This window comes from Mycobacterium gordonae (assembly GCF_017086405.1).
Lineage (GTDB): Bacteria > Actinomycetota > Actinomycetes > Mycobacteriales > Mycobacteriaceae > Mycobacterium > Mycobacterium gordonae_D.
This window is the reverse complement of sequence record NZ_CP070973.1, coordinates 376,228-396,780: the sequence shown is the minus strand read 5'-3', so window position 1 is coordinate 396,780 and position 20,553 is coordinate 376,228. Positions and strand designations below refer to the sequence as shown.

The 20,553-nt window shown below is 66.0% G+C and carries 17 protein-coding genes and 1 riboswitch; of the genes, 6 read left to right on the top strand and 11 right to left on the bottom strand.

Annotated elements, in window-relative coordinates; genetic code table 11:
* Positions 1-235 precede the first annotated feature (235 nt).
* Entirely contained in the window at positions 236-1,921 is a 1,686-nt protein-coding gene (oxc, locus tag JX552_RS01775; RefSeq protein WP_205875811.1) for an oxalyl-CoA decarboxylase, read from the top strand.
* On the opposite strand, the gene JX552_RS01770 is transcribed toward oxc, so the two are convergent.
* Entirely contained in the window at positions 1,918-2,853 is a 936-nt protein-coding gene (locus JX552_RS01770; RefSeq protein ID WP_205875810.1) for a LysR family transcriptional regulator, read from the bottom strand. The genes oxc and JX552_RS01770 overlap by 4 nt on opposite strands.
* A gap of 181 nt (positions 2,854-3,034) precedes the next feature.
* On the opposite strand from JX552_RS01770, the gene JX552_RS01765 reads away from it, so the two are divergent.
* The 3 genes from JX552_RS01765 to JX552_RS01755 all read left to right on the top strand — a co-directional run bounded on the left by JX552_RS01765 (position 3,035) and on the right by JX552_RS01755 (position 5,013).
* Entirely contained in the window at positions 3,035-3,790 is a 756-nt protein-coding gene (locus JX552_RS01765) for a L,D-transpeptidase (protein WP_205875809.1), read from the top strand.
* Between the two features lie 175 nt (positions 3,791-3,965).
* Entirely contained in the window at positions 3,966-4,436 is a 471-nt protein-coding gene (locus JX552_RS01760) for a lipoprotein LpqH (protein ID WP_205875808.1), read from the top strand.
* 115 nt (positions 4,437-4,551) lie between these two features.
* Complete coding sequence (locus JX552_RS01755) at positions 4,552-5,013, top strand: hypothetical protein (protein ID WP_205875807.1); 462 nt, start codon at positions 4,552-4,554, stop codon at positions 5,011-5,013.
* A gap of 116 nt (positions 5,014-5,129) precedes the next feature.
* Here JX552_RS01755 and JX552_RS01750 read toward each other — a convergent pair whose 3' ends face one another.
* Both JX552_RS01750 and JX552_RS33105 read right to left on the bottom strand, forming a co-directional pair.
* Positions 5,130-6,782: an NRAMP family divalent metal transporter gene (locus JX552_RS01750; RefSeq protein WP_205875806.1), complete on the bottom strand. Its 1,653-nt coding sequence runs from the start codon at positions 6,780-6,782 to the stop codon at positions 5,130-5,132.
* On the bottom strand, positions 6,779-6,910 hold the full coding sequence (locus tag JX552_RS33105) for a hypothetical protein (RefSeq protein ID WP_277396026.1): 132 nt from the start codon (positions 6,908-6,910) through the stop codon (positions 6,779-6,781). Before JX552_RS33105 ends, JX552_RS01750 begins: the two co-directional genes overlap by 4 nt.
* Before the next feature lie 223 nt (positions 6,911-7,133).
* Positions 7,134-7,307, bottom strand: a riboswitch (M-box (ykoK) riboswitch).
* Between the two features lie 74 nt (positions 7,308-7,381).
* On the opposite strand from JX552_RS33105, the gene JX552_RS01745 reads away from it, so the two are divergent.
* On the top strand, positions 7,382-8,038 hold the full coding sequence (locus JX552_RS01745) for an O-methyltransferase (protein ID WP_205875805.1): 657 nt from the start codon (positions 7,382-7,384) through the stop codon (positions 8,036-8,038).
* Here JX552_RS01745 and JX552_RS01740 read toward each other — a convergent pair.
* From JX552_RS01740 to JX552_RS01700, 8 genes are all read right to left on the bottom strand, one after another.
* The gene (locus JX552_RS01740; protein ID WP_205878158.1) at positions 8,035-10,110 is read right to left on the bottom strand and encodes an SGNH/GDSL hydrolase family protein; all 2,076 of its coding nucleotides are present in this window, start codon (positions 10,108-10,110) and stop codon (positions 8,035-8,037) included. The two genes, JX552_RS01745 and JX552_RS01740, sit on opposite strands and share 4 nt — an antisense overlap.
* A gap of 159 nt (positions 10,111-10,269) precedes the next feature.
* On the bottom strand, positions 10,270-11,076 hold the full coding sequence (locus JX552_RS01735) for an enoyl-CoA hydratase (protein WP_205875804.1): 807 nt from the start codon (positions 11,074-11,076) through the stop codon (positions 10,270-10,272).
* A gap of 91 nt (positions 11,077-11,167) precedes the next feature.
* Complete coding sequence (locus JX552_RS01730) at positions 11,168-12,379, bottom strand: CaiB/BaiF CoA transferase family protein (RefSeq protein ID WP_205875803.1); 1,212 nt, start codon at positions 12,377-12,379, stop codon at positions 11,168-11,170.
* The gene (locus JX552_RS01725) at positions 12,372-13,307 is read right to left on the bottom strand and encodes an SDR family NAD(P)-dependent oxidoreductase (protein WP_205875802.1); all 936 of its coding nucleotides are present in this window, start codon (positions 13,305-13,307) and stop codon (positions 12,372-12,374) included. The genes JX552_RS01730 and JX552_RS01725 overlap by 8 nt, the downstream gene beginning before the upstream one ends.
* Complete coding sequence (locus tag JX552_RS01720; protein WP_205875801.1) at positions 13,304-15,142, bottom strand: flavin-containing monooxygenase; 1,839 nt, start codon at positions 15,140-15,142, stop codon at positions 13,304-13,306. The genes JX552_RS01725 and JX552_RS01720 overlap by 4 nt, the downstream gene beginning before the upstream one ends.
* On the bottom strand, positions 15,139-16,320 hold the full coding sequence (locus JX552_RS01715; protein ID WP_205875800.1) for an LLM class flavin-dependent oxidoreductase: 1,182 nt from the start codon (positions 16,318-16,320) through the stop codon (positions 15,139-15,141). The genes JX552_RS01720 and JX552_RS01715 overlap by 4 nt, the downstream gene beginning before the upstream one ends.
* Positions 16,317-17,678, bottom strand: a complete 1,362-nt coding sequence (locus JX552_RS01710; protein WP_205875799.1) for an aromatic ring-hydroxylating oxygenase subunit alpha — start codon at positions 17,676-17,678, stop codon at positions 16,317-16,319. Before JX552_RS01710 ends, JX552_RS01715 begins: the two co-directional genes overlap by 4 nt.
* Positions 17,679-17,961: 283 nt before the next feature.
* Entirely contained in the window at positions 17,962-18,825 is an 864-nt protein-coding gene (locus JX552_RS01700) for an SDR family NAD(P)-dependent oxidoreductase (protein WP_241010852.1), read from the bottom strand.
* Between the two features lie 138 nt (positions 18,826-18,963).
* Here JX552_RS01700 and JX552_RS01695 point away from each other — a divergent pair, with 138 nt between their 5' ends.
* Positions 18,964-20,547, top strand: a complete 1,584-nt coding sequence (locus JX552_RS01695) for an SMP-30/gluconolactonase/LRE family protein (protein ID WP_241010851.1) — start codon at positions 18,964-18,966, stop codon at positions 20,545-20,547.
* Positions 20,548-20,553: the final 6 nt, after the last annotated feature.

The following is a 20,553-nucleotide window of genomic DNA, read 5'->3' as shown; positions in this document are numbered from 1 at the left end:
GACGCTCCTTTGTCCGGCCTTGGTGAGAACCCTGCCGGTGCCGGCTACTCCTGTCCAATACCGAACCGCTAACGGTCGATAGACAGCATTAATCATCGGATAGCGACGGGGTCTTGGACACGGCGGCAAAACCGGACGACAGTGAGGGCCTGACAGTGGCCAACAGAAAGAACAGTGGCCAACAGAAAGAACAGTGGCCAACAGAAAGACATGAGCCAAGAGAGGGGCGGCCGCCATGACCGAACCGCTGACCGACGGCTTCCACCTGGTGGTGGACGCGCTGAAGGCCAACGACATGGACACCATCTACGGGGTCGTGGGCATTCCCATTACCGACCTGGCGCGCACCGCCCAGCACGCGGGAATCCGCTACATCGGCTTCCGACACGAGGGCTCCGCCGGTAACGCCGCGGCCGCCGCCGGATTTCTGACCCGGCGGCCCGGCGTATGCCTGACGACCTCGGGCCCCGGATTCCTCAACGGCCTGCCCGCGCTGGCGAACGCCACCACCAACTGCTTCCCGATGATCCAGATCTCCGGATCCAGCGGTCGGGCGGTGGTGGATCTGCAGCGCGGTGATTACCAGGACATCGACCAGCTGAACGCCGCGCGACCGTTCGCCAAGGCGGCCTACCGGATCGCGCGCGCCGAGGATGTCGGGCGCGGCATCGCACGGGCGATCCGTACCGCGACATCCGGTCGGCCGGGCGGTGTCTACCTGGACATCCCGGGTGAGGTGCTGGGCCAGGCGCTGGACGCTTCGGTGGCCGCCGCCTCGATCTGGCGCGTCGTCGACCCCGCACCGCGTCAACTGCCGGCATCTGACGCGGTTGATCGGGCCCTCGAAATCCTGGCCCGGGCCCGGCGCCCGCTGATCGTGTTGGGCAAGGGCGCAGCTTATGCGCAGGCCGACAACCTGATCCGGGAGTTCGTGGAGAGCACCGGGGTGCCCTACCTGCCGATGTCCATGGCCAAGGGCCTGTTGCCGGACTCGCACCCGCAATCGGCCGCGGCCGCCCGCTCCCTGGCGATCGCCCGTGCCGATGTGGTGCTGTTGGTCGGAGCGCGACTCAATTGGCTGCTGGGACATGGTGAGTCCCCGCAATGGTCAGCCGACCGCACGTTCATCCAGGTGGACATCGCGGCCTCGGAATTCGACAGCAACCAGCCGATCGAGGCGCCGCTGGCGGGTGACATCGGTTCGGTGATGTCGGCACTACTGGACGGCCTGGCGACCCGTCCGGTCCGCGCGCCGCAGCCGTGGACCGCCGAACTCGCCGAGCGCAAGTCCCGCAACGACGCCAAGATGGCCGAGCGGCTGGCCGAGAATCCGCACCCGATGCGGTTTTACAATGCGCTCGGCGCTATTCGTGTTGTGCTGCAGCGCAACCCCGATGTGTACGTGGTCAACGAGGGCGCCAATGCACTGGACCTGGCTCGCAACATCATCGACATGGAACTGCCGCGTCACCGGCTGGACACCGGAACGTGGGGCGTGATGGGGATCGGGATGGGCTACGCGATCGCCGCCGCGGTCGAGACCGGCCGGCCGGTGGTCGCCATCGAAGGTGACAGCGCATTCGGCTTCAGCGGCATGGAAATCGAGACGATCTGCAGGTACCGGCTGCCAATCACCGTCGTCGTCCTCAACAACGGCGGCGTCTATCGGGGCGACGAATCGGCGGCCGGCGCCGACCCGGCGCCTACGGTGCTCAACTCGGGCGCCCGGCACGAACTGCTCGCAGAAGCGTTCGGCGGCAAGGGATACCACGTGAGCACGCCAGCCGATGTGGAGGCGGCGCTTACCGAGTCGCTGGTGTCCGGCGGACCTGCCTTGATCGACTGCCAGCTCGACCCCGCCGCCGGCGTCGAGAGCGGGCATCTGGCCAGTCTCAACCCCAAGAGCGCCGCAAGAAATTAGCGCGCCCGGGCCAGGTTGCGCAGCTGCACGGCGAAGAACTCGTCGAGGCCGAGGTGCTGCGCCGAGGCTACCAGCGCACGCGCCACCGGGGATCCTGGCCCGGATGCGTTGGTGGCCAAGCCGATCAGTGCCTTCGGGGACGGGTCGAGCAGTTCGACCACCCGGATGTCACCCCGCGCCGGGGTCATCCACAGCCACGTGTGCGGCACGATGGTCGCCCAGTTGCCGTTCGCGACTTGCGCGAACAACGAAGCGACGGAATCTGTTTCGACTTGCGGGTGGACAGTGACCTGATGGCCGGCGAAGGCGGCGTCGATGACCTGGCGATCACGCATGTCCGGCGTGAGCAGTGCCAATGGCAGTTGTGCGGCGTCCGGCCAGCGCAGCGTGGACGCACCCGGCGGCAGCATCTCCGACCGCGCCAGCAGCACATACTGCTCCTCGTAGAGCGGCACCAGCGCCACGTCCTGGCTGTCCTTGGCGTCCGTCGGGTGCGCGATGACGGCGTCGAGTTCGAAGTCGTGCAATCGCCGGTAAAGCTCGGTCGAGGCCAGTCGTGAGCAGATCTGCACCTTTGCCAAGGGGTGAGCCGAGCAAAACGCCGACAGCACCAGCGACGCCGTGGTCGAGGCGCTCGGCACGGTGCCGAGCCGCAGCGTCCCGGTGATTCCGGACTGTACGGCGTGCACTTCGGCCTTGAACGCGTCGTGCTCGGCCAGAATTCGCTTGGCCCACACCACCAACCGCTCCCCCTCGGGCGTCAGGCCTTCGAAGCTGTGCCCGCGGTTGATCAACGTGACGTTGAGCTCCCGTTCCAGCTTGGCGATGGCCGCCGAGAGCGCGGGCTGCGAGACGTAACATTTCTCGGCGGCGCGGGCGAAATGGCGCTCCTGGGCGACCGCGACGAAGTACTCCAACTGACGAAAGAGCACCCGCACCTCCTGGGGGCCGTGGGCCGCGACCCGCTGAGGCTAACGCGTGGATCTCAGGCAGGCCAATCCCGTGCGGTCGCGCCACCTCGGCTACGTCGAAATTGTTTGCTATGGCCCCCGCCCGCCGGTTACCCACTAGACTGCAGTGGTGTTTATCGCACCGTCCCGAAGGGTGAAGGCCATGCGTCGAGCGGTTCGTTATCTGTTTGTTCTGGTGGCGAGCGCGACGATGGCCGTGGCCGGGTCGGGCAGCCCCGCGACCGGCGCCGTCCCGGTCCCCCACCCCGTACCCGGGGTGGCCTCGATCTTCCCGTCGAACGGTGCCGTGGTCGGAGTGGGAGCTCCGGTGGAGGTGACGTTCACAGCGCCGGTGCTCGACCACCGCGCCGCGGAGCGGTCCATCCACATCGGCTCGCCGGGCAACCTCACCGGCCGCTACCAGTGGCTGGACGGCAATATCGTGCAGTGGGTGCCAGACCGCTACTGGCCCGCGCACAGCCACATCTCGGTAGGAGTGCAGGAGCTGACCGAGGGCTTCGAAACCGGCGACGAATTGCTCGGTGTGGCAAGCATCTCCGCACACACCTTCACCGTCAGCCGCAATGGCGAAGTGCTGCGCACCATGCCGGCCTCGATGGGTAAGCCGAGCCGCCCCACGCCGATCGGAAACTTCAGTGCGATGTCCAAGGAGCGCTCCGTCGTGATGGACTCGCGCACCATCGGCATCCCGCTGAACTCTTCCGACGGCTACCTGATCACCGCCCAGTACGCGGTACGCGTCACATCGAGTGGCGTATACGTGCATTCGGCGCCGTGGTCGGTGAATTCCCAGGGCTATGCCAACGTCAGCCACGGCTGCATCAACCTGAGCCCGGACAACGCCGCCTGGTACTTCAACCAGGTGAACATCGGCGATCCGATCGACGTGGTCGCCTGACCGCCGGTCTGCACACAGCTTGCGAAACATTGGACAGGTAAACACTTTTGAACCACCGGTCGCCCAGTCGACGCCCGGTGGAGGTGCTCGTCTACCCCGATGCGGTACCGGTGGTGCCCGGCGAACTGGGCGGCACCTACCGCCGCTCACCGCCCACCGACACCGTCTCGACCCCATGTCCGCAGCTTTCGCTGCCGCGGTCCTGGTGTCCTCGAGCCTGACCGGATGTACCCACGATAATGGCTCGCCCGCCATTCATCGGCCCACCGTCAACTACAGTGGCGGGGCATTGGCACCGACTAATGACGCGAAGGTCACCGTCGACGCTCAAGAGCACCAAGTGGACGGCCAAATCGCTTGCACCGCTTTCGATGACGGTGAGACCGTGATTGTAATCGGGAAAGAGCCGAACGCGGTGAAAGTCACGCTGACCGGGAATGCCGATTCGCCCAAAGCCAAAATGGTGATCATGCAGAACGTCGGCAACTACACCACCCTTTACGTGATGGATCCGCCGGAAAATGGTGACGCCACGGTCAGCAAAGACGGGAAAAACTACACCATCTCCGGCACGTCCCGAGGCATCAAGAATGGCGACGAACCGGTAGACAACACGCCCTTCCGCATCGCTCTGACCTGCCCTTGAGCCAAACGGGCGGTGACCGGGCCCGTCACGACCGTCGACAACCGCGCCGCCGGCGCTACCGTCATTGCCAACACCCGGAAGGACACTCGTGTACGCCATTCCCGGTTGGGCCGCGGTGGTCGTCGCAGCGACAATCGGTGTTGCGGCCACAGCAACAACGGCGGCCGCTGACGTCGTTTTCGTCAGGTGCCAGTTCTCCGTCGACCAGCCTTTCAGCTATGACGTCGGCGGCACCAAATACGCGGCCAGCCGAATGAACGCGACGGGCTGCCAAACCAACCTCGCGAGCGCGCCCATCACTCTGGAATTTCATATACAAGTCGGCTACGGAACCCAAAGCGGAGGAGCGGAAGAGGTTTTTCGACGCGACTACTCAGCAGTGATTGACGTGCAAAACGGCGGCTCCTACGCTGTGGACTTCCCTAACGACGACCAGCTGATCGCGCTCAAGCCCGGCTCCTACATGGCCAGCGGAACGGCCACATCGAGCCTCGAAGGCTTCGAGCACCCCAAGTTCGTGAACTCGAAGATCGCGACCTGGGGAGTCACCTGGGGAAGTCTTCCGCGCATGTCATGACGCGACACCGCGGTCTGGCGGACCATGCGGCAAGCGCCGCAACCTACGACGACGCTGATCGAGAAATACCTCACCGGGAGCTACTCGGCATCCTTCTGGCGTCCCGGGCACACCGGTCAGGCCATCCCGGTCTGGACGATCTTCACCACCACCAGCACGACCGCCACCACCAGATAGGCGCGAAGCGTGAAAAGGCCCGCCCGCCGGGTCGACGACATCGCCGGGCGTTGCAGCGCAGCGATATTCGGCGTGTTCCAGTCGGCGAGATCCCGTTCGCGGACGGCACGTCGCTCGGCGCGCGTCAGGGGCGCATCGGGGTTCCGACGACCCGTGCAGACCGCGGCCGCACCGCCTACGATGCCGATCAGCACCCCGACCGCCAACCCTATTCCGATGGTCCTCGTCGACAGCTGCGGAAACAGGGTAGCCGCCGTCAAGGCCAGCGACAGCAGCACCAAAGTCCACACGATCGTCCACGCAACGACGTTCTGCCGCAGGGTGTTCGACCACGGCCCGAGCAGCTTTCGATCGTTGCAGAGCAATACCAGGAATACAGTGGCCGACGGCAGTACCACCCCCGCCAGGGCCTGCACTCCTTGCGTGATCAAGCCCAGCACGTGGTCGGGGCTGAACGCGACAGCCGCTGACACCGCCAGGAGCAGCGCATAGCCGCCGTAGAACCAGGGCGCCTCGGAGATCTTCCAATGCAACGAATGCCGCTTGCCCAGTGCGTCACCGACGGCGTAAGTGGTGGCCAGTCCGATCGCGTTGGCCCCGATCAGCGATGCGTCGAGCAAAATGATCGCGAACAGGACTCCGACGGTGCGCCCGGCGTGCGTGGCCAGACCAGCGGCCACCGCACCCGCGTCGGTGAAGTTGCCGGCATCGACGGTTCCCGCCAAACCGAACGCGGTCACCGCCATCAGGGCCGTCGCACCAATCACGACGACGACGATGCCCAACGCGAGATCGGCTCGCGCATAAGGGATCCAGCGAGTCGTGATGCGCTTGTCCACGACGTTGGACTGCTGGAAGTACAGCTGCCACGGCGCCACGGTGGTGCCCACGATCGCAACGACCAACAGCAGCACCGTGGAATTCAGGCCACCCGGAATTTGCGGCATCAGCCCACCGACCGTTGCGGTCCAGGTGGGGCGGACGAGCAGCGCCATCGGGATGATCACCACGTTCACCGCGATCAGCAGGAACATCAGCGCCTCCCAGCGGCGGAACGAGCCGCCGGCCACCACCGCGAACAGCAGAACAGCGGCCGCCGGGATCGCGACGATCCTGGGACAACCGAGGAACCCCAGCGCCATGGACACCCCGATGAACTCGGTCACGATCGTCAACGCGTTGAGCAGCAACAGATCACCGACGCTGAAGGCGCCCCAGAACTTGCCGAACCGCTGAAAGATCAACCGCGCGTGGCCGACTCGGGTGACCACGCCCAGCCGCAACGCCATCTCCTGGTTGACGTACAACACCGGAACCATCAGGGCCAGCGTCCACAGCAGGGCCATCCCGTAGTTCTGGCCGGCCTGGGCGTAGGTCGCGACGCCACCGGCGTCGTTGTCGCCGACCATCGCGATCAGGCCGGGGCCGCTGATCACCAGCAGGGTACGCAACCTCCGCCATCGGCCGCTGAGGTCGCCATCTCGCCCAATGCGGCCGAAGGCGCCGACGATGTCACCGGTGTGCGCGCAGTCCAGCACCGCCGCCTCCGGCACCGTCGGCAGCATCGAACGGGGGGCGGAGATCGAGGTCATGCGCCGGCACCCAGCACCGCGACGGGGCTTCGCGCCACGTAGGTGTCGGCTCGTTCTTGCGCGGTCATCTGCAACGAGGCCGTCAAGGTGTTGACCCAGCGCCGAATAGCAAAGGTGATGGTGGTCATTGCTCTGCTCCTGATGAGGGCAGGCCCGACCGGCTCGCGTCAATCAGCGCGGCATGGCATCAGCAAGCCGGAGTGCCGGAGCCGGATCGGGACAGGATGGATTTCGCATACGGACTATCGCCTGGACTAGCGCTCATCGGTCCCTCACCTCCTCACAGCCGAGACACACGGGGGTGTCGTCACATCCACCACCGAGAGAAGCGAATGCCCGGCAGAACCGTCGGGCGCACCCCTCTCGTCGGAGCTTTGGCACTGCACGGCGTATCCGGCCCGAAAACCGGAAGCCACTTGGGCTCAACCCTTAAGCCGGGAAGAGCTGTCCTGACCCGGGGCGTCTTTCGACGTTCGGGGTCAGTGGCCTGTATCCGTGCAGACGCCTCACCTACCGAGGTGCTTGCAGCTTCCCATGGTGGCACTGCGATCGCAGCACGTCAAACGCCGCGTCGGGAAGCGCCGCCTACTATCGGCGGAATGGCAAATACTCTGCAGGACCCCACGGTGGTTGCCACGCTGGAGCGGATGTACACCGCCTCGCGAGAGCAGATGTCGCAATTGCTGGAAAGGCGTGCGGATTTCGAGCGGCCGATGACGCCGGCCGAGCGCACCGAGGCGATGAGTGAGTTCTATATCCCGGTGACCCCGGAGGCCGGCCAACTGCTCTATGCCCTGGTGCGGGCAAGCCGCCCGGAAACGGTGGTGGAATTCGGGATGTCTTTCGGCATTTCCGCGATCCACCTGGCGGCAGCGGTGCGGGACAACGGAAGCGGGCGGGTGGTGACCACCGAGCTCAGCGAGAGCAAGATCGTCGCGGCGAAGCAGACCTTCGTCGAGGTCGGCCTCGATGACGTGATCGCGATCTTGGCCGGCGATGCCCGGTCCACCCTGGCCGCGCTGGCCAGTCCGGTGGACTTCGTCCTGCTCGACGGTTGGAAGGACCTGTACCTCCCGGTGATCAAACTGCTCCAACCGTCGCTGTCATCCGGTGCGTTGGTGGTCGCCGACAACACCGAATCCCCCGATCTGCGGTCATATCTGGACTATGTGCGGGGTCCCGGCAACGGCTACGTGAGCTTCAACTTCCCGGTACGGGCCGCCGACAGTATGGAACTCAGCTGCTGGACCGGCTAGCGGACCGACTCCTCCAGCCACGGCATCATCCATTTGACCCCCTCCGGGGTGAGGTGGACGCCGTCGCTGCGCACCTTGATGCCGTCGACCTTGGCGGTGTAAACACCGTCCGGACACAGCTTCTTGTTGAGGTCGACGATTCCGACGTTCGGACGCTGCGCAATTGCGTTGCGCATCATGGTATTCCACTGATTGACCCGGTCGGGTTGATCTTCGGGGTACAACCGTCCGTCCGGCTTCTCCCCGCCGCGGCTGTAGGGCACGGTCGCGACCATCACCCGGACTCCGGTCGATCCCACGATGTCCAGGGCGCGATTGAGTTCGAAGTTCAGGTAGGCGTCGAACGTCGGGTCGCCGATATGGGTCCATTTGCCCTCGTTGACCCGGTCGACCGTCTCCCAGCGACCGATCACCAGCAATGCCACATCAGGTCGGTCGGCCGCGATCTGGGCGGCCCAGCGTCCGGGCCAGGTGTCACACTCCGGTCGCTGTTCCAAAGTCTGACCGATGTAGCGGTACGGGGTGCCCCGCACCAGGCTGCACCCGATCACTGTGTGATCGACGAACCGGAATCCCGGTGTGGGCGGCAGATAGTGCATCATCGTCCAGCCGATCGAATCGCCGAAGACCGAAACGGTGAACGGCGCATTGGGATCTCGTGGACCCGGTGCGGGTGCGCTGCCTCCCGGGGGGGACGGGGAAACCGCTGCCACCGCATTCACCCCGGGCGGTAGCCCCACCTCGTGCAGCCCGGTCCCGACCGGCACCACCAGGATTGTCGCCGCGGCGGCGCTCGCGACGGTGGCCGCGGCCAACGGCAACAAGGGCACTCGTTGTGGCCGCCAACGCCGGATGGGTTGTTCGATGGCCCAGTAGGAGATGCCCGCCACCGCGAGGGTGACGGCGCAGCGGGCAGCGAACAGGCCGAGTCCCGACCATCCGGTGCGTTCGCCGTTGAGCACCAGAAAGATCGGCCAGTGCCAGAGGTAGACACCGTAGGAGATCGCGCCCAGCCACACCAACGGGCGCCAGGCCAGCGCGCGCGCCAAGATTCCGCGCTGCTCCAGAGCTACCGGGGCAACCACCAGGACCGCCGCAACGGCGACCACGATCAGCAGGCCGCGCCGGAACTCGCCCGCACTACCGGTCGCGTAGTGCGTCAACGCCGCCAGCGCAGCCAAGCCGACGATCGGCAGCGCCCGCGCGATCCGCCGTCCCCACCGGGTCCGGATCAGGCACCATCCCCGGTTCAGCGCCGACCAGTCCCTGACCAGCAGAGCTGACGCAGCCGCGCCTACCAGCAGGGCCTGGGCGCGGGTGTCGGTACCGAAATAGATCCGGTCGCGGGTGGAGTCGGAGGTGAAGATCACTGCAGCAGCGGCCGAGGCGAGCGCACCGAGCGTGGCAATGAGGAAGGCTGCCAGTCGGACATGGCCGACGGTGATCTTGGCGAAGTAGCGCCGGGCCCGCGCGGCCAGCAACAGCGTCACCGCGATCAGCAACACCGGCCACACGATGTAGTACTGCTCCTCCACCCCCAGCGACCAGGTGTGCTGCAGCGGCGACGGCGCACCCTGGGTGAAGTAGTCGGTCTTCTGAGCCACGAACCGCCAATTGGCCACCCAGGCGAACGCGGCGATCGCGTCGCCGCGCAAGCCGTCAAGGGACTGGTAGGGCAGAAATTCGCGGGCCACTCCCACGGTGAGCACCATCAGCACCAGCGCCGGCAGCAATCGGCGCGCACGCCGAATCCAGAAGCCGGTCAAGCCGATACGGCCCGAGCGCCCCAATTCGTCGAGCAGCAACGAGGTGATCAGGAATCCGCTGAGGACGAAGAAGATGTCGACGCCGATGAACCCGCCACTGACGCCGGGCACACCGCCATGCCCGACGAGGACCAGGGCGACGGCGATGGCACGGATTCCGTCCAAGGCGGGAATACCGCTAGGCCGGTCCTCGCGGTCCCACGCGGCCAGCCGTCCGGCCCGCCGTTTCGGGGCGACCCAACGGGACTTGGGTGCAGAACGCGCCGGTGCGGGATTCTTTCCGCCCGGCTCGGTGTTCGCCGTCAGCGCGCCCTGACCACGTCCTCGTCCGGCGCCGAATTTGATGCCGATACGTCGCTGCCCCTCCTCTTGATCCGAGAGAGTCTAGGGGCCGAGACCGGCAGAATCGGGATACGACACGCGAAATTACCGATGACGCGCAACGGATTTGCCGCGTCGCGGCGCTCAGCTGCCGGTGAACGCGGCCGGACGGCGCTGGTGGAATGCGGATGCACCCTCGATGAAGTCGTCCGACTCGACCAGAACTGCCAGACCGAGCAGTTCGCGTTCGAGAGCAGGCTCCAGCCCGTCCAGGGTGGCCGCGTTGATGGCGGCCTTGGTCTGTGCGAACGCGGCCGTGGGTCCGTTCACCAGCGACCGAATCAGCTTCCTCGCCTCCCACTCCAGTTTCCCGGCTGGATGAACGGCGCTGACCAGCCCCCAGGCGAACGCCTCGGCCGCGGACAGCCTTTCATTGAGCAGCGCCATCCGCAGCGCCCTGCCACGCCCGATGGTGGCTGCCAGCGAGGCGGAAGCGCCGGCGTCGGGCATCAGGCCCATTCTGGTGAACCCCAGTGTGAAATAGGCGGTTTCCGAGGCCAGAACGAGGTCGCACGCCATCGCCAACGAGATGGCGCTGCCGGCCGCCGGGCCGTGTACGACGGCGACGACCGGCTGCGGCATTGCCGTGATGGCATGCACCACGCGGCTGCCCTGCCTGGCGATATCGGTGGCCGATCCGACGCCGTGCCAGTCGTCGACGTTCATGCTGGCTCCCGCACTAAACGCGCGACCCGCGCCACCGAGCCGCACCACCTTCACGTCGCGGTCGGTAGCAGCGCGCTCCAAGACGTCGGCGAGTCGCGTCAGCACCGGAACGGTGAGCGCGTTGAGGCATTCCGGCCGGTCCATCGTCACTGACAGCACGCCGTCGAGGTGGCTTGTCGACAGCCCCAGCACTGCCGTGGTCTCTTCCGCTGTGTGGTTTCGCATGCCCGTCTTCCTTTCGTCTCACCGACCAAGGGCCGGTAATGGAAAGATACATAAGTGCATACGATCCAACAATGTAGCAGATGTCACGTGCCTATACCGATTCGGCAGCCTCCGCGTCGAAGCCGGCATCGATACAGCTCAGGCCCAATTCGTCGAGCACTTCGGCAGTGTGCGCGCCCAGGTCCGGAGCCGGACCCGCGATACCGCCCGGGGTGCGGGAGAACCAGGTCGGAACTCCTGGGAAGCGCACCGGCCCGTACGGGCTGTCCACCGTCTCGAAGAAACCCACGGCATCGAGTTGCGGATCGTCGAACAGCGCCGCCGGCGAGGACAACGCCGAAGCCGGTATCTCCAGCTCCCGGAGCAGGTCCAGCCACTGCTGGGTGCTGCGCTGGGCGAACGTCTCGGCCAGGAGCGCATACACGGTGTCGATCTGCCGGGCCCGGCCCTCGAGGGTGGCGTACCGCTCGCTGCTCCACGGTGGTCGCACGGCATCGGTGAAGGCGGCCCAGTGCTTGTCGTTGTAGATCAGCGCCGAAATGTAGCCGTCACTGGTGCGGTAGGGCCGGCGATTCGGCGCCACCGTCCGCGGATATATCGCGGGTCCGAGCGGCGGGTCGAACATCGCCCCGTTGGCGTGCTCGACCAGCATGAACGAGGCCATGGCCTCGAACATGCCGATCTCCACTTCCTGTCCCTCACCGGTACGTTCCCGGTGAAAGAGCGCCATCATCGTCGCGTAGAGCGCGGTGAGCCCCGCTACCTTGTCGGCCACGATGGTCCCGACGTAGTTGGCTTCGCCGGTCAGCTGCTGTTGTACCGACGGCAACCCGCAGGCGGCCTGGATCGTGTCATCGTAAGCGGGCAGGTCCCGGCGGGGTCCGCGCCGGCTGTACCCGTAGCAGTTGGTGTAGACGATCGTTTTGTTCAACGCGGCGACGTCGGGGTAGCTGAATCCGAGCCGGGCGATCGCCGCGGCGCGCATCGAGTGGATGAAGACGTCGGCGCGTTCGATCAACGCATGCAGGGCGGTCCGGCCCGCATCGGATTTCAGATCGAGGATGACGCCGCGCTTGCCGCGGTTGACGTTGACGAAGACGCCACTCATGCCCGGAGCCGGGCCGACCGAAACGTATCGGGTGTCGTCGCCTTGCGGCGGCTCGATCTTGATCACGTCGGCGCCCATGTCGGCCATGATCTGGGTGCAGTAGGGGCCCATCACCATCGCGGTGAGGTCGAGGACGCGCACGCCCGCCAGCGGACCTGGCTTCCGATCAGACTTCGCGCCCGCTGAATCAGCCATGGTGGGCATTCTCCTTGATCGCCCACGCCGCCGACTCGAAGCTGTACCGGATGTGATCGGCATGCCCATCGGGCACCGCCGGAAAGACCAGCGGTGCGCTGAGATCGCGGGCGGCGTAGAGCTGTTCGGCGACGTCTTCGACGGTCCACGCCACCCGCTGCACCCCTGGGCTCTCGGCGACGACCGCCCGGGCCACCCGGCCGGCGATCGCGATCAGAATCTCGCCGTTGACACGGCAGGACTCGTGGGTGAGATAGCCGACCACGGGTGCCACCAGTTCGGGACCCATCGGGGGATATGCCGAAACATCCAGTCCTTCGGCCATCCTGGTCACCGCAGACGGGACGATGACGTTGCACAACACGCCGTCACCCGCCCCTTCGAGCGCAACGGCATTGGACAGGCCGATCAGTCCGGCCTTTGCGGCGGCGTAATTGGCGACACCCCGGTTGCCGTACATTCCACCGATCGAGGAGGTCAGCACGATGCGGCCATAGCCGGCGTCGCACATCAGCGGAAAGGCCGGACGCACCACGTGAAAGGCACCGCGCAGATGCACGTCCAGCACGGCGTCGAAATCTTCGTAACTGAGCTCCTTCAAGGATCCGCGCCGCACCGTGCCGGCGTTGTGGATCACAATGTCGATCCGCCCGAAATGGTCAAGGGCCGCCTGGACGATCGCCCGCCCACCGGCGGCGGTGGTCACCGAATCGCAATTCGCCACAGCTTCGCCGCCGGCCGCCGCGATCTCGGCCGCAACGTCCTGCGCCGGTGCGGTACTCGCGCCGTCACCGGTCAAACTGCCGCCAGTGTCGTTCACCACGATCTTGGCGCCCCGCTCCGCCAGCATCAGGGCGTACGCGCGGCCCAAACCCCGCCCGGCGCCGGTGATCACAGCAACGCGATCGTCGTATCTGAGGATGGTCATCGCAATTCGAGGCCGTCCAGATCGCCCCGGTCGCGCCACCGTGCGAGGAGGTCTCCGAAGGCGTAAAAGCCCGGTCCGTAAGGTTCGCCGAGGTGCGAGCGGATTCCCTCAGTCCCGCCACCTTCGTTGTTGTAATAGCCTGGCGTGCACTCCGAATCGAACTGGCTGTTGTCGATCGCCGTCTCACGGATGGTCGCGCACCACGCGTCCTGCGCTTCTTGCGTGGGTTCCACGGTCCTCGCGCCACGCGCCAGCGCCTGGGCAATGATGTAGGCGATGTGCTCGCCCTGCAGTTCGTAGTTCGCTGCGATGTTCGCCGAAATCCCCACCTGGGTGAATCCGGTGAAGAATTGATTGGGAAACCCTCGGCTGGTCATCCCGTGCAACGTCCGGTAGCCGTCACGCCAGTGCTCGAAGAGCGACAAGCCCTCGCGACCCTCGATCGCCTCCATCGAATAGCGGCGGCGCAATTCGGTGGTGATCTCGAATCCGCTGGCGTAGATGATGCAGTCGACTTCGTACTCGGTTCCGTTGGCCACCAATCCCGTTGCCGTCGCCCGCTCGACACCTTTGGTCCCGGAGACATCGACCAGCGTGACATTCGGCCGGTTGAACGTCGGAAGGTAGTCGTCGTTGGTGCAGGGCCGCTTACACAAAAAGCGGTAGTAGGGTTTGAGCGCCTCCGCGGTCTCTGGATCTGCCACGATGCCCTCGATGCGGCGCCGCAGCCGCTCCATGAGCTTGTAGTCCTCCTCCTCGCGGATGTCCATGAACTGCTCGGCGGTCATCGCCGCGGGATCCGCCAGCGCGAGGACTCGGGCGGCGGTGTTGCGGCCCAGTTCCGTCCAGAAGTCGCAGACGAGATCGGGCTGGCCCAGCGCCATTCCCTCGAACGTCCAAGCATGGAAGTTGCGCTGACGCTCCTTCTGCCAGCCTGGCTGCAGCGATCTCGCCCACTGCGGATCGGTCGGCGTGTTGTTGCGCACCCCGACCGAGGAGGGGGTGCGCTGAAAAACGTACAGGTGCTTGGCATAACGGCCGAGGAAGGGGACGATCTGCACGGCGGTGGCCCCGGTGCCGACGACGGCCACCCGTTTGTCGCTCAGCTTGTCCAGCCCGCCCGTCGCGTCGCCGCCGGTGTACCCGTAGTCCCAGCGCGACGAGTGGAAGCTGTGTCCCTCGAAGTCCGAGATACCGGGGATGCCGGGCAGTTTCGGCCGGTGAAACGGACCGGAGGCGATCACCACGAACCGCGCCCGGATGTCGTCGTCGCGGTTGGTGCCCACCCGCCAGCGCTTGATCTCCTCGTCCCAGCGCAGCGCGCGTACCTGGGTGGAGAACAGCGCGGAATCGTAGAGACCGTAATGCTTCCCGATGCGCCGGCAGTGCTCGTAGATTTCCGCGCCATCGGCGAACTTCTTGCTCGGGATGAAGTTGAGCTCTTCCAATAGCGGTATATAGCAGTATGATTCGTTGTCACATTGCAAACCGGGGTACCGGTTCCAGTACCAAACGCCACCGAAGTCACCGCCCAACTCGATGATCCGGACGTCCCGCACACCCGCCTTCTTCAGGTGCGCGGCGCACAGCAGGCCCCCGAACCCTCCGCCGAGGACCGCCACGTCGATGTCGGCCGAGATCGGCTCGCGAAGCAGGTCTGGCGAGTACGGATCTATCTCATAGAACCCGGCGAACTCGTCGACCAATTCGACGTACTGCTGCGAACCTTCGGGGCGCAGGCGCTTTTCACGCTCCTGCCGGTACCTTTCGCGCAGCGCCGGCAGGTCGATGTCGCCTGGAGTCGCGGTTGGCGGACAATCCGGGAGCCCGGTCATGCCAACGCGTTCTCCGGCAATGCGGCTGGATGCAACGGAGCCGCCATCTCGTGCAAGGCAGGCAGCACCTCCTCCGCGAACAGGCGGGTGCTGTCCATTGCCTCGTCGTAAGGCATGGTGCCGAATTGTGGGACGATCGTCAGCTCGGAGAACGAGCAGGCCTCCTGGGCCGCGACGATCCGGTGGTAGATCTCGTCGGGCGTCCCGATCAGCAGGTTAGAGGCGTGGTAGCCGGGTGTCTTGGGCGGGCCCTTGGCGGCATCCGCGGTGACCGAGGACGCCAGCACCGCGGTGGCGGTGGCCTCGCGCGCCGCATATGCCTCGTACCCCTTGACGCCCTTGAAGTTCGAGGCGTCGGCGAACCCGTAGTGGACGGTGACGTCGCGGTTGGCCGTCCAGATCCACTCCTCGGTTCTAGCCGCTTGTTGCGCGTCCGCTGTGCAGTACATGAACATCACATTCTTGGGCTGGCAGGGCGGCAAGCCCTCCTCCTTACGGAAGATGTTCACCTGTTGGACTTCCCGCCCGGCGTCCTCGATCGGCTTGTTGCCCACGAACAATGGCACCATGCCGCGGCGGGACAGGATCTCCAGCGATTCCGCGGTCGAGGAGGAACTGTAGATCCGGGAGAACAGGTCCCCGCTGCGCGGTTCGGGCCGCAGCGACATCTCCGGCACCCGAAAGATCTCCCCCTCGTAGGAGAATCGCTCACCGGAGAAGGCCAGCTTCAGGATGTCCAGCGTCTCGTTGAACCGCTGCCGGCTTTCTTCGCGGGGTACGCCGACCGCGTCGAATTCACCCTTGGACACCCCGCGCCCGATCCCTATGGTGTCGTAGCGGCCGTTAGAGATGATGTCGAGATAGGCGATCTGATGCGCCAGGCGGACGGGATGCCACCACGGTGCCACGACGACGAACGTACCCAGGCTGATCCGCTCGGTGCGCCCGGCGAAGTAGCTCAGCGCCTGAATCGGGTTGGGCGTCATGCCGTACGGCGTGCCGCAGTGTTCCGGCATCCAGATTCCGTCGAACCCGAGGGGCTCGGCCAGGTCGGCAATCGCCAGGGTGCCCTGCACGCATTCCCAGTCCGGGGTGGCCGGCGGCCGGCCGAAGTCGTGGGCCAGCACACGCTCCCAGTCCTGCGAGTTGTGTGCTCCGAAGCCGAGATTGACCTTCATCGTTGTATCTCCGTCTCTGTTGCCAGGTGTTGCGGGGCGCCGGTCCCCAGGTACTTCGCGAGATTGCGGTGCAGGTTCGCGGTGCTGCGCTCCATGTAGGGGTTGGGCTTGGGGCCGCGGAAACCCAACGACTTCATGCCCTGCTGCACCGCGGCCATGTTGGAGAAGTCCTGCGGCAGGACGCTGCGCCAGTTCGGGTCGTCCGGTGGTGCGTACACCCACTCGGTCTGTGGCTCTTCACCTTTCGGGAACAGCTCGTAGCATGAGGCTTCGAAGATGCACCGGTCGGGGTCGAAGCCGTCCGGGCGGGCGCTGTAGCACAGTGCGGTGGTCAGCCCCTGTCCGATCTGGAAGTTCGGGAAGATCTGCCAGGCGGTGCCGCTGTTGGCCAGGTGTTCGGGATCGATGGTCGGCCAGGCGACGCCGCGGGCTTCGTCGTCTTTGCGCGCCGAGGTGAGCCAGTGGTTGAGCACCTGGTCGGCCGGTGCGTCCTCCGGCAACTCGTCGACGAGCCTCAGCGCCGCATCCACCAACGTCCTGGTGGTGGTGGCGTTGGTCTCTTCGAGGGTGTAGAGCTGCATCTCGGCTGTCGACACGCGCGGGTCCGCGCCGGTGCCGAGCCGGATCTTCGACTTCGTCTGGGCCAGGTCTTTCGGCGCGTCGTAGCCGATGTTGCTGTGCTTGCCCTGCGCAGCCGCCCAGCCGCGGAAGTTGCCGAACTTGTTGAACTGCGGATGTGTGGTCGCGACATGGTAGGTCTCGTTGAACGCCTCCATGGCGACCTTCCAATTACACTGGAAATGAAGCCACTTTCGCCACTTGCAGCGCATGTCCTGCAGATTGAACGGATCCAGCATGGTCGCGGCCGGTTCCAGATAGTCGCGCAGCGGCTCGGCGGCGGAATCCATGTTGATCCAGATCCAGCCGCCCCAAGTGTCGACGTTGACCTTGCTCAGGTGCGTGTTCTCCGGGGTCAGCGCACCCTGCCAATCGGCCCGCTCGGGGATGTGGATGCAGGCGCCGTCCTGGTCGTAGGTCCAGCCGTGGAAGCCACAGACGAACGACTTCTTTTGCCCGCATGCGTTTTTGGCGCCTGCGGGGGTGTCCACCAGGCGGCGGCCGCGGTGGACGCACACGTTATGGTGGGCTGTGAAAGTGTCCGGTCCGGTGCGTACCACCAGGATCGAGTCGTCGAGGATCTCGTAGGTCAGGTAGCTGCCGACCTTGGGCAGCTCCTCGACCCGGCCCACCTGCTGCCATACCTTGCGCCACAACTTGTCTCGTTCGGCGCGGGCATAATCCGCGGAGAGGTACGCCTCGACTCCGATGGTGACCGGGGCCGTCAAATCGTCGTCCATGTGCACTCCCTGCTCGTCCAACGGTGGCGACCCGCTGCGCCCGGCTGCGCCGTGCTTGCGATCGCACTCATCCCCTGGTGGCGACCCGCTGCGCCCGGCTGCGCCAAGCTTGCGATCGCACTCATCCCCTGGTGGCGACCCGCTGCGCCCGGCTGCGCCAAGCTTGCGATCGCACTCATCCCCTGGTGGCGACCCGCTGCGCCCGGCTGCGCCAAGCTTGCGATCGCACTCATCCCCTGGTGGCGACCCGCTGCGCCCGGCTGCGCCAAGCTTGCGATCGCCACTAGTCCCACCGCTTGATCGCGGCGCGAAAGGACTCGTCTTTGAGGAACAACGAGGTGTTGTCGGCACCGAGATGTCCCCATTTGAGATTCAGTCCGCCGTCGACCAGCAACGTCTGCCCGGTGATGTATGTGGACAGGTCCGACAGCAGGAACAGCACGGCGCCGGCCACCTCGTCGGGACGCCCCCGCCGGCCCATGGCGATGGCACGGCGGTCGCGGTCCGGATCGTCGTCGGTGTAGGTCTGCGATGCGGGTGTCGCGGTGACCCCCGGTGCCACTGCGTTGACCCGGATGGCTTGCGCTCCGTCCACATCCGCCAGTTCGGCCGCCATCGTCCGGGTGACCGCCACGATGGCGGCCTTGGCGGTGCCGTAGGCGATGTGGAATGGCGCGGTGTTCATTCCGCTGATTGACGAGATCGACACGATAGAGCCGGCGAGCTTGCGGCGCCTGAGTTCGGCGGCAACGGCCTGGCTCATGAAGAACATCGTCTCGAGGTTCTGCGTGAACAGATCCCGCCAGTCGCCGCGGGACACCCGGGTCGACGGCATCCAGGTCGAGGGGTCCGCACCCCCGGCCACATTGACCAGACCGTAGAGCTCGCCGTCGGCGCGGGCAGCGGCCGCCATGACGGTGGTCACCCCGGCATCGGTGGACACGTCGGCGGCCACCGGAACCACCGGCAGACCTGCGTTCGCCAGCGGCCCGATGTGCTCGTCGAGATTGGCTTGGCCCCGGCTCACCGCCACCACCGTTGCGCCGGCTTCCGCAAGGACGCGGGTCACCGTGGTCCCGATCCCGCCACCCGCGGCACCGGCCACCACCACGACCCGCTCAGCCAGGCTCAACTCAGTCCGATTCACAGAATTGTCCGGACATGAAAATGGCGTGCATTCATTAGAGAGCATGATTCTCTCCAAGTTGCCCGAACGTCAAGGGGCGCCGGAGTAGATGCTGGTCGCTATTGTCTGGACCAGCCTCCCGTTGCTATCGTCCGAGCGGTGAAGGCTGCTCGCTACAGCGCCGCACGGCCGCCGCGCCTGGCAGAAGGGTGGGCCCTGACGCGGCTCACCGAGCCCAGCCGGTTGTTCGGCGCCAACGGCCTGCGCACCGGACCCGACGGCCGGATCTACATCGCCCAGGTGACCGGCAGCCAGATCAGCGCCCTTGACCTCCAGACCGGCCGGCTCGACACCGTCAGCGCCAAGGGTGGTGACATCGTCGCCCCGGACGACGTGGCCTTCGATTCGGACGGCACCCTCTATGCGACCGAGGTGATGGACGGACGGGTGAGCATCCGTGACGCCGCGGGCCGCACCAGAGTGTTGCGCGACGACGTTCCGTCAGCCAACGGGATCACCGTTCACCAGGGCAGGTTGTTCATCGGGGAATGCCGGGCGGGCGGACGGCTACTGGAACTCGACCGTGCCGGCGGCGCGCCGAGGGTGCTGCTGGAGAACGTGCCGTTGCCGAACGCGATGGAGGTCGGTCCGGACGGATTGTTGTATTTCCCGGTGATGGGCGCCAACGAGATCTGGCGCATCGATCTGGAAGGCGGCGAGCCGCAGCGCGTCGCCGGAGATCTCGGGGTACCCGATGCGGTCAAGTTCGATGCCGAGGGACATCTTGTGTCGACGCAGGCGCACAGCGGCCAGGTGGTGCGGATCGACCCCCGCAGCGGGCAACGGCAAGTGCTCGCGCAGCTCAATCCTGGTCTGGACAACCTGACTTTTGTGGACGACCGGCTGTTCGTCTCCAACTTCACCGGCGAGATCACCGAGATCCTGCCCGACGGCCAGACCCGCACCGTGCTGGACGGTGGGTTGAACTGGCCGCTGGACCTGGCGGTGGGCGCCGATGGCAACCTGTATATCGCCGACGGGACCTATTGCTACATCCTTCGAGATGGCGAGCTGCACACCGCCGGGATGCTGTTCAGTCCGGGTTATCCCGGGTTCCTGCGGGGCATCGCGCCGAGCGGACCCGGCGAATTCGTCGTCACCACCTCCAATGGAGAGATTGCACGTTATCGCCCGTGGCGGAACGAAAGTGAGCTTCTGGCAGACGGTTTCGATCAGCTCTACGGCATCGCCGTCGCGCCGGGTGGCGCTGTCGTGGTGGCCGAGTCGGGTGCCGGGCGGGTGCTGGGTATCCGGGCAGGTGAGGTGGACGTGCTGGCCTCCGGTTTGCACGACCCGGTCGGTGTGGCCCTGGCGTCCGACGGAACCTGTCTGGTTTCGGAGTCCGGGGCCGGTCGAGTACTCAGAATCGGTGACCCACGACCGTTGATCGAGGGGCTGCAGCGGCCGCAAGGTCTGCTGGTGCTGGGCCGACAAGTCTACGTCGTCGACGCCGGCGCAAAGGAACTCGTGGCCGCCGACCTGGAGAGCGGAAGCCGGATGACCGTCGCGGCGGATCTGCCGGTCGGTGCGGCGCCCGGCGTCATCCCCAAGCCGCTACGCGGAATGCCGCCTTTCTCCGGACCCCAGGGGCCGTTCGCCGGCATCGCCGCCGGAGCCGACGGCACGCTGTACCTCTCCGCCGATGCCGAGGGCAGTGTGCTGGGACTGCGCCGGGAAAACTGAAGGGCG

Coding starts and splice junctions, on each gene's coding strand:
- oxc (WP_205875811.1), top strand. CDS start 236: ATGACCGAACCGCTGACCGACGGCTTCCACCTGGTGGTGGACGCGCTG.
- JX552_RS01765 (WP_205875809.1), top strand. CDS start 3,035: ATGCGTCGAGCGGTTCGTTATCTGTTTGTTCTGGTGGCGAGCGCGACG.
- JX552_RS01760 (WP_205875808.1), top strand. CDS start 3,966: ATGTCCGCAGCTTTCGCTGCCGCGGTCCTGGTGTCCTCGAGCCTGACC.
- JX552_RS01750 (WP_205875806.1), bottom strand. CDS start 6,782: ATGACCTCGATCTCCGCCCCCCGTTCGATGCTGCCGACGGTGCCGGAG.
- JX552_RS33105 (WP_277396026.1), bottom strand. CDS start 6,910: ATGACCACCATCACCTTTGCTATTCGGCGCTGGGTCAACACCTTGACG.
- JX552_RS01745 (WP_205875805.1), top strand. CDS start 7,382: ATGGCAAATACTCTGCAGGACCCCACGGTGGTTGCCACGCTGGAGCGG.
- JX552_RS01735 (WP_205875804.1), bottom strand. CDS start 11,076: ATGCGAAACCACACAGCGGAAGAGACCACGGCAGTGCTGGGGCTGTCG.
- JX552_RS01730 (WP_205875803.1), bottom strand. CDS start 12,379: ATGGCTGATTCAGCGGGCGCGAAGTCTGATCGGAAGCCAGGTCCGCTG.
- JX552_RS01725 (WP_205875802.1), bottom strand. CDS start 13,307: ATGACCATCCTCAGATACGACGATCGCGTTGCTGTGATCACCGGCGCC.
- JX552_RS01720 (WP_205875801.1), bottom strand. CDS start 15,142: ATGACCGGGCTCCCGGATTGTCCGCCAACCGCGACTCCAGGCGACATC.
- JX552_RS01715 (WP_205875800.1), bottom strand. CDS start 16,320: ATGAAGGTCAATCTCGGCTTCGGAGCACACAACTCGCAGGACTGGGAG.
- JX552_RS01710 (WP_205875799.1), bottom strand. CDS start 17,678: ATGGACGACGATTTGACGGCCCCGGTCACCATCGGAGTCGAGGCGTAC.